Genomic DNA, 8954 nt, shown 5'->3' with positions numbered 1-8954 from the left:
AGAACCTCGTCGGCGACTATGCCCATCGCCACCGCGTCAAACCCGGTATTACCGGCTGGGCCCAGATCAATGGTTGGCGCGGTGAGACGGACACTCTGGACAAGATGAAGATGCGTATCCAATACGACCTGGAGTACATCCGCAACTGGTCCTTGTGGATGGATTGCCGGATCATTCTGGCTACGTTCACCAAAGGCTTTGTGGGTCAGAACGCTTACTAGAGCACTCCTAATCCCGAGCACAAAAAAAGCCATCAAACGATGGCTTTTTTTGTTATTCCGATATTTATTTTGGCAGTAGTGGTTGCCACCAGTCCTGATTTTCCAGATACCAGTCCACGGTTTTCACCAGGCCCTGCTCAAAGTCTACGCTGGGTTTGTAGCCAAGCTCATCGCGGATCTTTTTGGCATCGATGGCGTAACGTCGGTCATGGCCGGCGCGATCGGTGACAAAGGTGATCAGCTCTTTGCTGGATTGCCCATTGGCCATAGGGCTGGCACTGAATTGCTCTTTCAACTCGGGGCGACGGCTGAAGATGCTGTCCATGGTTTCACACAGCACGTTCACCAGGGAAAGGTTATCCCATTCGTTTTCGCCGCCAACGTTGTAGGTTTCTCCCACCACGCCTTGCTCCAGGATCAAACCGATGCCGACACAGTGGTCCTTCACATACAACCAGTCCCGGATGTTTTTGCCGTCACCGTAAATGGGCAGGGATTTGCCGTGCAGAATATTGGTGATGCACAGGGGGATCAGCTTTTCAGGAAAGTGATAGGGCCCGTAGTTGTTGGAACAGTTGCTGGTGGTGACGGCGAGGCCGTAGGTGTGGTGATAGGCGCGCACCAGATGATCCGAGGCGGCCTTGCTGGCGGCGTAGGGCGAATTGGGCGCATAGGGCGTGATCTCGGTGAAGGCGGGATCCGCGGCCCCGAGCGATCCGTACACCTCGTCGGTGGACACATGATGGAAGCGGTGTGCGGGGACGCGCTGTTCGGTCAGCCAGACCTGGCGCGCCGCTTTGAGCAGGCTGTGCGTGCCGTTGACGTTGGTGTCGATGAAGGCGTCCGGGCCGTGGATGGAGCGGTCGACGTGGGATTCGGCGGCGAAATGGACCAGCGTGTCGATGGCCTCGGCGCGCAACAGGTCGCTGACGAGCGCGGTATCGCGGATGTCGCCATGGACGAAGTGCAGCTCTGGACGATCGCGCACGGGGTCGAGATTCGCCTGATTGCCGGCGTAGGTCAGCGCGTCGAGCACGACCAGGCGGCTATCAGTATGTGTGCCCAGCCAGTGGTGCACGAAATTGGCGCCGATGAAGCCGGCGCCACCGGTGACGAGCAGGCGGCGTGGCGTGTGGGTCGGGGCGGGATCGCGGGGCGGAGTCATCATGCTGCGCTCTCGGAGGTTTTCCAGGCGGTCAGGGTTCGGGTCAGGCCGATGCGCCAGTCGGGTGGCTTGAGACCAAAGGTCCCTGCGAAACGGGCGCCATCCAGTACCGACCACGCCGGGCGCCGCGCCGGTGTTGGATGGGCGGCGGTGTCGATGGCTTCGATCGGGACGGCTGCGGGCAGAAGTCCCTGGGTCACGGCTTCACGGACAATGATTTCGGCGAAGCCGTGCCAGCTCACCGCCGGCGCGCCGGCATAGTGATAGGTGCCCCAGGCCAGCGATTCACCCCCGGCAATGCGGCGGGCGAGCGTGATCAAGGCCTCGGCGAGATGCCCGGCCCAAGTGGGGCTGCCGACCTGGTCGTCGATGATGCGCAGGGCGCCCCGTTCGCGGGCGAGGCGCAGCACGGTGCGCACGAAATTGGCGCCGTGGGCGCCGAAGACCCAGGCCGTCCGCAGGACGAGATGTCGCGGCAGGGCGCTGCCGATGGCCTGTTCTCCGGCGAGCTTGCTCGCGCCATAGGCATTGATCGGGTCCGTCGCGTCCGCTTCGCGCCAAGGCCGCCGGCTTTGGCCGTTGAATACATAATCGGTTGACACATGCAGGAGCGCAGCGCCAGTCTGGGCGCATGCGCGGGCCAGCGTGGCAGGCGCCTCGGCATTGGTGGCAAAGGCGAGATCGCGCTCGGTTTCGGCGCGATCCACGGCGGTATAGGCTGCGGCGTTGATCACGACCTGTGGGCGCAGGCGCATGAACGTGGCGTGTACGGCGGCCGGGTCGGTCAGGTCTAGCGCAGCGCGGGGCAGGCAGACGGCTTCATTGGGCCCCAGGCGCAGGGACAGTTCGCGGCCGAGCTGACCACCGGCACCGGTGACGAGGATGTTCATGTCGCCCCCGGATAGGCGGGCAGGCGATCGGCGGCGATGTCGGCGAGTCTCGGCAGCCGGGCATCCTTGTCGGAGACGCGCAGCGGCGCGTCCAGTGTCGGCCAGGGGATCTCCAGCGCCGGGTCGTCCCAGCGGACACCGCCCTCGCTCGCCGGATGGTAATAGTCGGTGCAGCGATAGATGAAGTCGGCGACTTCGGACAGCACCAGAAAGCCATGGGCAAAGCCCGGCGGAATATACAGCTGGCGGTGGTCAACATCGTCCAGTTCCACAGCAAACGACTGCCCGAAGTGGGGTGAGCCGCGGCGGATATCCACGGCGACATCCAGAACCCGCCCACGGGCAACGCGCACCAGCTTGCCCTGCGGCTGCTCGAGCTGGTAGTGCATTCCGCGCAGAACGCCCTGTACCGAACGGGAATGGTTGTCCTGGACGAACGGGGTGGTGATACCGTGTTCAGCCAGCGCGTTCTCGCGGAAGGTCTCCAGAAAAAAACCGCGCGTATCGCCGTGGACTACCGGCTCGATGAGGAGCACGCCGGGCATCGCGGTTGTGCTGATCTTCATGTGGCGCTGCCCTGGCTGACCAGCTCGATCAGATAGCGCCCATAGCCGTTCTTTTTCAGCGGTTCGGCGAGGCGCAGCACCGCCTCGGTGTCGATCCAGCCTCGCCGGTAGGCGATCTCTTCGGGGCAGGCGATCTGCAGTCCCTGGCGCGCCTGCATCACCTGGACAAAATTGGCTGCGTCCAGCAGGGAATCATGGGTGCCGGTATCGAGCCAGGCTTGACCCCGGCCCAGCCGCTCCACGCGCAGGGCGCCATCGGCCAGATAGGCGTTGTTGAGGTCGGTGATCTCGAGCTCCCCGCGGGCCGAGGGGCGTAATTCAGTGGCGCGGGCCGGCGCGGTTTCATCGTAGAAGTAAAGCCCGGTGACGGCGTAGTTCGAGCGCGGCCGCGCCGGCTTTTCCTCGATTGATCGGGCCCGGCCCGTGTCGTCGAATTCCACCACGCCGTAACGTTCCGGATCGCGAACCCAATAGCCGAATACCGTCGCACCGTTCGGCTGCGCATGGGCGGCGGCCAGCGATTCGGCAAGGCCATGACCGAAGAAGATATTGTCCCCGAGCACCAGCGCCGAGGGCGCGCCGTCAAGGAATGTCTGGCCGATCAGCAGCGCTTGGGCGATGCCGTCGGGTTGGGGCTGCGCCGCATAGTGCAGCGTCATGCCCCATTGGCGGCCATCGCCGAGCACGCGCGCGAAAGCTTCGGCGTCGTGAGGTGTGGTGATGATCAGGACCTCGCGGATGCCGGTCAGCATCAGCGTGGACAGGGGGTAGTAGACCATCGGTTTGTCATAGACCGGCATAAGCTGCTTGCTCACCCCAACCGTGAGTGGATAGAGCCGGGTGCCGGAGCCGCCGGCAAGCAGGATGCCTTTGCGCGGTGTCGAGTTGGACATGAGCATGGGGGCGGCTCTTTCATGGGCGGATAGAGCGACATCTCGTGATGCGAATGAGCGTTAGCCGGGATCCGTGTCGTCGATGGCCTCGCATAACAGATGCAGGATCAGGATATGCATTTCCTGGACGCGTGCGGTTCGGGTCGCGGGGACGATCAAGGCCTGATCGACCAGGTCGGCCATGGCGCCGCCATCCCGCCCCAACAGTCCCAGCGTGCCGATGTCGTGCGCGCGGGCGGTCTCGACGGCGCGCACGACATTCGGCGAATGGCCGGACGTGCTGAGCGCGAGCAACAGATCACCGGACTGGCCAAGCGCCTCCAGTTGGCGTGCGAAAACCGCATCGAAGCCGTAGTCGTTGCCGATGGCGGTCAGCGCCGAGGTGTCGGTGGTCAGGGCGATCCCAGCGAGCCCGCGGCGTTCGCGTTCGAACCGGCCTGTCAGTTCAGCGGCGAAATGCTGGGCGTCGGCTGCCGAGCCGCCATTGCCGCAGGCGAACACACGTCCACCCCGGCGCAGCGTCTGGGTGATGGACTCGGCCGCGCGCAGGATTTCGGGCGCCATGGCGCTCACGGTCTCGAGTGCGGCGCGGTGTTCGGTAAGGCTTTGCTGGATCAGTGACGAGGACATCGGCTTGCTCGGCGGCCTGGGTGGACGATCGGGCGCATGAGTGTATCAGTCTGCGCAGCGTTGTCAGGGCACGCTACCGCCCTGCGATTGCCGTCCCGCGGGTCTCGCATGCCGTGCATGGCGATCACGTCGGCGGGTCAGGTGCCGGCGCGCCGCAGTTGATGTTCCGGCAGGGCCAGACGCTGGGTCCGGCCGAGCAGTTCCATGAGCACGATGACCCGCGCATCGCCGTTGCGCGCCGCAAAGACCGCGCGCAGTCCGGCAAAAGGCCCGTCGGTCACCTCCAGCGCATCGCCGGTCTGCCAGTCGCCCAGCTCCGGGATGCCGCCCCGCTCGTCCTGTTCGCGCAGCTGCTCCACGAACCCTTCCGGGAGCGGTGCGGGGCCTGCGCCAAAGCGGACCAGTCCCACCACGCCATGGGTCGAGCGGATGGGCGCGGTGTTCTGGGTCGTGAGGTCGAGACAGGCGAACAGGTAGCGCGGAAACAGGGCCACCGCCATGGACACGGGACGCCGACGGATCAACCGCCGTTCGCGGATGCGTGGGAGGTGGCAGTCATAGCCCTGACGCTCCAGGTGGCGCAGCGCAGTTTCCTCCTGGCGCGGCTTGGTCTGGATGGCATACCAGCGGGCCATCAGGGCGACTCCCTCGGGGTGGCGGTTGCGGGATCCGTGGCCGGTTTGGGTTGCTCGGGTTCAGGGGCGATGCCGAGCGCGGCCAGTTCATCCTGCAAGGCACGAATTTCAGCCTGAATGGTTTCGTACTCCGCGCGCTTGCGGCGCAAAAAATGCACCGTGGCCCATGCTTTGGCCTCGACGCCCGCGGGTGTCAACAAATAGGTGTAGTGTCGCTTGTCGGGATTGCGGCGGAAGTTGCCGAGTTTGACGTGGCCTTTTTCGATGAGCGCGCGCAGGCAATAGTTGATCTTCCCGACGCTCACGCCCATCTCCAGCGCCAGCTCGCGCTGTGTGACCGCAGGATTCTGCGCCAAGCGTTGCATGAGGCGGTAGCGGACTTCTTCGGAGGTCATTACCGACTCCGTTCAGGGCTTGAACGCAGGCTAGCGCAGCGACTCTCTGGGCGCAAGTCGCGCCGATCGGGGCGTCGTTTCCGCGCGCCACGCGTCGCCAAATTTGGGCGCGGAAGGGCCTATGGGGCATGCCGGCAGCCCTATGACGCGCGCCTGATCATTCAGGTGTGGTGCAACGGATACATTTGAAATCGGTCGCTTGTTTCAGGTAAGAGGGGGGCGGTTTTGCCAATGCCTGGTTTTCGCCGCGTGCGGCTGCGCAGTCGGACCACAGATGGCGCATGGCGCGTATTTGGCGCGCGGATGTCAGCGCTCGGTCACTTAAAGTGAATGGTTTTTTGAGCGGTAGTTCAAACAGAAACGGGGGCGCCGGGAGCCGAGGAATTGAAGGATGTGACTGGTGTGGATTGCGTGGCAATTCGGGATGTCGATTCTGCAGGTGTGGCGTGTTCTTTTCAGGGCACCAAAAAGCGGCTACTCTTGGTGCCTAAAATGAAGTTGGTAATTTTTTGGATGGTGAGGGAATTTTGTGGAAAAAGTAAGAAAAAAGCGCGCCAAGTACACGCCTGAGTTTGTCGATTCAGTGGCCGACAAGCTGCGCGGCATGCCGCCTGTCGAAGCGCCGAAGAAGGCGTCCGAGTTGAACAAGCAGGAAGCGATCAAGCGGCTGTCCAAGGAAATCCGCGCGATGCAAAAACGTGGATACACCATGGAAATGATCGCGAATGTACTCAAGTCGGAAAACATTACGGTCAGTGTCGCCACGCTGCGTAACTATCTCCAGGTCTCGCGTGGACGTCCGCCGGGAACCACCCGTCGCGGGCGGCGCAGCGCAGCGGCCCCCGAGGGCAGCGTTTCGGAATGAGTCGAATGTGCGCCGGGCGTTCGGGATGCGAATGCCTGGCGCGACCTTCCACGTGCAAGTGCCCGGCTTTTTCGGGTGAGCTGTCCCGAGGTGTCAGCTTGCAGGGTGATGCGCTGTGTCGAATGCTGGCATGATGAATCCACAGTATGCGAGCGAGCGGGGCGTCATGAAAATGCGGGAAAACATGGACAGGGTCCGTGGCTGGTCGTTGGGGCTGCTGGTCGCAGTGGGGTTAGGATCCTGCGCGGCCAAGCATCCGGAGCCGCCGATTCAGGCGCCGTTTCCCGCGCCGGATGTGCGCGCGCAATCGACGTTGGTGCCGCCGGTGACCTTCGTCGGCGAACTGCCGTGCAAGGCCTGCGGCGGCATGCGCCGGACGCTCACGCTGCTCGGCGACGGCACCTATCGCCTGCGGCAACAGTACGAGTCGGCGCATGGTGGCGAGGGGATCGTTCTGCATGAAATCGGCCGTTGGCGGCTCGAAGGACGGCGCTTGACCCTGCGTGGCGAGAGCGGTCGCACCGGCGATTATCATCTGGCCGATTCCACCCGGCTCGAGCAGCTCGGCCGGGACGGCGAACCGCTCACTGGAACCATGGCCTATAGTCTCAGCCGCGCGGCGCGTGTCGATCCCATTGCTGAATCCATGCGCGTGACCGGCATCTTCAATGCGCGGAGCGGGACGCTGGCCTTGTGCGGAACGGGTCAGGCGCTGCCGGTGTTGTCCGAATCCCGCGAGATGGCGGCGCTGCAGCAGGCGGCCCGTGAATCGGCCAGCGAGGTCGGGCTTTGGGTATCCGTCCAGGCCGAATGGGTCGAAGCGCAACGTCGTGGCGCCGCGCGTGGCCAGCAGGCGCTGCGCATCGAGCAGCTTCTGGGCAGTCGCCCGGGCCAAAGCTGCCCGGCGACCTATACGCCGGGGCCGGCGGCCTGAGCCGGATCGCCGACCGGCTTGGCCGCAGGCGGCTCCTGCGGCTATAATCGCCGATCTTTTCCCGAGCTGCCGCGGATCCCGAGGATGAGACTGACCGAGGAAGCGCTGACCTTCGACGACGTACTCCTGCTGCCGGAGTATTCTGAAGTCCTGCCGCGCGAAGTCAGCTTGCGCACATCACTGACCCGCGAAATCGACCTTAATGTGCCGCTGATCAGCGCGGCCATGGACACCGTCACCGAGGCGCGCCTGGCCATTGCGCTGGCGCAGGAAGGCGGCATCGGGATCGTCCACAAGAACATGTCGATCGAACGCCAGGCGGCGGAAGTCGCTCGGGTGAAGAAGTTCGAAAGTGGCGTCATCAAAGATCCCATCACCGTCCGTCCCGACCAGAGCATCCGCGAAGTGCTGGCGCTGACCCGCGCTCACGGCATTTCCGGGTTGCCCGTCGTGGACGGCGAAAACCTGGTCGGCATCGTGACCGGCCGCGATCTGCGCTTCGAAGACGAACTCGACAAGCCCGTGGCCAGCATCATGACACCCAAGGAGCGGCTGGTGACGGTGCGCGAAGGTGCGGACACGGCTGAAGTCATCGAGTTGCTGCACGAACACCGCATCGAGAAGGTGCTGGTGATCAACGAAGGCTTCCAGCTGCGCGGCCTCATCACGGTCAAAGACATCCAGAAAGCCAGCGATTTTCCCAATGCCTGCAAGGACAGCCAGGGCCGCTTACGCGTCGGCGCAGCGGTCGGCACCAGTGCGGAAAGCGACGAGCGGGTGGCAGCCCTGATCGATGCCGGCGTCGACGTCATCGTGGTCGACACGGCGCATGGCCATTCCCGCGGCGTTATCGAGCGGGTCCGCCTGCTCAAGCGGCGGTATCCGGGGCTGCAAGTGGTGGCCGGCAACGTGGCCACGGCCGAAGCCGCCCTGGCGCTGGTCGAAGCCGGCGCCGATGCGGTCAAGGTGGGCATCGGACCGGGTTCGATCTGTACCACACGCATCATCGCCGGTGTCGGTGTGCCGCAGATCACGGCGGTCGCCAATATCGCGACGGCCCTGCGGGATAGCGGGATTCCGGTCATCGCCGATGGCGGCATCCGCTTTTCGGGCGATCTGGCCAAGGCTATCGTCGCCGGCGCCCATTGCGTGATGATCGGCGGCATGTTCGCGGGTACCGAAGAGGCCCCCGGCGAGGTCGAGTTGTTCCAGGGCCGGTCCTACAAGTCCTATCGCGGCATGGGGTCGGTTGCGGCCATGCAGCAGGGCTCTAAGGATCGCTATTTCCAAGACACCACCGACGAACTGGAAAAGCTCGTTCCCGAGGGTATCGAAGGCCGCGTGCCGTATAAGGGCAGCGTTCTGGCCATCGTGCATCAGCTCCTGGGCGGCCTTCGAGCCAGCATGGGCTACACCGGCTGCAACGACATCTCGCAGATGCGCACGCGACCCCGCTTCGTGAAGGTGACGCAAGCCGGTATGCGCGAAAGTCATGCTCACGATGTCGTGATCACCAAAGAGCCGCCGAACTACCGCGTCGACGTGGGCTGATCCGTTTCTCTTTCCGCGCCGGCATGGCCCGGCGTCCCCTCCTGCGTCTGGAGCGCTGCCATGGCGGATATCCACGCCGACCGCATCCTGATTCTCGACTTCGGCTCCCAGTACACGCAGCTGATCGCCCGGCGCGTGCGCGAGCTCGGCGTCTACAGCGAGATTCACCCCTGGGACATGGACGAGGCGTCGCTGCGCGCCTTCGCGCC

13 protein-coding genes are annotated in these 8954 nt (G+C 64.2%); 6 read left to right on the top strand and 7 right to left on the bottom strand.

All coding sequences use genetic code 11. From position 1 onward, the window contains the following. Positions 1–221, top strand: a 221-nt coding sequence (locus E4680_RS13045) for a sugar transferase (RefSeq protein WP_205688934.1), incomplete at its 5' end; no start/stop codon positions are given. Between the two features lie 64 nt (positions 222–285). On the opposite strand, the gene rfbB is transcribed toward E4680_RS13045, so the two are convergent. The 7 genes from rfbB to E4680_RS13010 all read right to left on the bottom strand — a co-directional run bounded on the left by rfbB (position 286) and on the right by E4680_RS13010 (position 5395). Continuing rightward, on the bottom strand, positions 286–1386 hold the full coding sequence (gene rfbB / locus E4680_RS13040) for a dTDP-glucose 4,6-dehydratase (RefSeq protein WP_135282859.1): 1101 nt from the start codon (positions 1384–1386) through the stop codon (positions 286–288). Next, positions 1386–2276, bottom strand: a complete 891-nt coding sequence (gene rfbD / locus E4680_RS13035; protein ID WP_135282857.1) for a dTDP-4-dehydrorhamnose reductase — start codon at positions 2274–2276, stop codon at positions 1386–1388. The genes rfbB and rfbD overlap by 1 nt, the downstream gene beginning before the upstream one ends. Further along, positions 2273–2842 (bottom strand): dTDP-4-dehydrorhamnose 3,5-epimerase, encoded by a 570-nt coding sequence (rfbC, locus tag E4680_RS13030; RefSeq protein ID WP_135282856.1) that lies wholly within the window; start codon positions 2840–2842, stop codon positions 2273–2275. The genes rfbD and rfbC overlap by 4 nt, the downstream gene beginning before the upstream one ends. Continuing rightward, complete coding sequence (gene rfbA, locus E4680_RS13025; RefSeq protein ID WP_320410119.1) at positions 2839–3741, bottom strand: glucose-1-phosphate thymidylyltransferase RfbA; 903 nt, start codon at positions 3739–3741, stop codon at positions 2839–2841. Before rfbA ends, rfbC begins: the two co-directional genes overlap by 4 nt. Positions 3742–3795: 54 nt before the next feature. Next, a complete protein-coding gene (locus E4680_RS13020; RefSeq protein WP_135282855.1) occupies positions 3796–4365 on the bottom strand; it encodes a D-sedoheptulose-7-phosphate isomerase in 570 nt (189 codons plus the stop codon). 137 nt (positions 4366–4502) lie between these two features. Continuing rightward, positions 4503–5000 carry a transcription termination/antitermination NusG family protein gene (locus E4680_RS13015; RefSeq protein WP_135282854.1) on the bottom strand — a complete coding sequence of 166 codons (498 nt, stop codon included), beginning with the start codon at positions 4998–5000 and terminating at the stop codon, positions 4503–4505. Further along, positions 5000–5395: a MarR family EPS-associated transcriptional regulator gene (locus tag E4680_RS13010; protein WP_135282853.1), complete on the bottom strand. Its 396-nt coding sequence runs from the start codon at positions 5393–5395 to the stop codon at positions 5000–5002. Before E4680_RS13010 ends, E4680_RS13015 begins: the two co-directional genes overlap by 1 nt. 384 nt (positions 5396–5779) lie before the next feature. Here E4680_RS13010 and E4680_RS13005 point away from each other — a divergent pair, with 384 nt between their 5' ends. The 5 genes from E4680_RS13005 to E4680_RS14580 all read left to right on the top strand — a co-directional run. Beyond that, positions 5780–5965, top strand: a complete 186-nt coding sequence (locus E4680_RS13005; RefSeq protein WP_135282852.1) for a hypothetical protein — start codon at positions 5780–5782, stop codon at positions 5963–5965. Between the two features lie 13 nt (positions 5966–5978). Further along, positions 5979–6260 (top strand): hypothetical protein, encoded by a 282-nt coding sequence (locus E4680_RS13000; RefSeq protein ID WP_135282851.1) that lies wholly within the window; start codon positions 5979–5981, stop codon positions 6258–6260. Positions 6261–6390: 130 nt separating this feature from the next. Beyond that, positions 6391–7194, top strand: a complete 804-nt coding sequence (locus E4680_RS12995) for a copper resistance protein NlpE (RefSeq protein WP_135282850.1) — start codon at positions 6391–6393, stop codon at positions 7192–7194. Between the two features lie 84 nt (positions 7195–7278). Next, positions 7279–8745, top strand: a complete 1467-nt coding sequence (gene guaB, locus E4680_RS12990) for an IMP dehydrogenase (protein WP_135282849.1) — start codon at positions 7279–7281, stop codon at positions 8743–8745. Positions 8746–8805: 60 nt separating this feature from the next. Continuing rightward, the coding region (locus E4680_RS14580) for a glutamine amidotransferase-related protein (protein ID WP_167792514.1) at positions 8806–8954 on the top strand (149 nt) is incomplete at its 3' end.

Source organism: Candidatus Macondimonas diazotrophica (genome assembly GCF_004684205.1).
GTDB lineage: Bacteria > Pseudomonadota > Gammaproteobacteria > UBA5335 > UBA5335 > Macondimonas > Macondimonas diazotrophica.
Note: the sequence above shows the minus strand (reverse complement) of the source record. Positions and strands in the feature narration are given on the sequence as shown.

Bases quoted from the DNA above. Each gene is read 5' to 3' on its own strand.
- rfbB (WP_135282859.1), bottom strand. From the start codon at position 1,386: ATGACTCCGCCCCGCGATCCCGCCCCGACCCACACGCCACGCCGCCTG.
- rfbD (WP_135282857.1), bottom strand. From the start codon at position 2,276: ATGAACATCCTCGTCACCGGTGCCGGTGGTCAGCTCGGCCGCGAACTG.
- rfbC (WP_135282856.1), bottom strand. From the start codon at position 2,842: ATGAAGATCAGCACAACCGCGATGCCCGGCGTGCTCCTCATCGAGCCG.
- rfbA (WP_320410119.1), bottom strand. From the start codon at position 3,741: ATGCTCATGTCCAACTCGACACCGCGCAAAGGCATCCTGCTTGCCGGC.
- E4680_RS13020 (WP_135282855.1), bottom strand. From the start codon at position 4,365: ATGTCCTCGTCACTGATCCAGCAAAGCCTTACCGAACACCGCGCCGCA.
- E4680_RS13015 (WP_135282854.1), bottom strand. From the start codon at position 5,000: ATGGCCCGCTGGTATGCCATCCAGACCAAGCCGCGCCAGGAGGAAACT.
- E4680_RS13010 (WP_135282853.1), bottom strand. From the start codon at position 5,395: ATGACCTCCGAAGAAGTCCGCTACCGCCTCATGCAACGCTTGGCGCAG.
- E4680_RS12995 (WP_135282850.1), top strand. From the start codon at position 6,391: ATGATGAATCCACAGTATGCGAGCGAGCGGGGCGTCATGAAAATGCGG.
- guaB (WP_135282849.1), top strand. From the start codon at position 7,279: ATGAGACTGACCGAGGAAGCGCTGACCTTCGACGACGTACTCCTGCTG.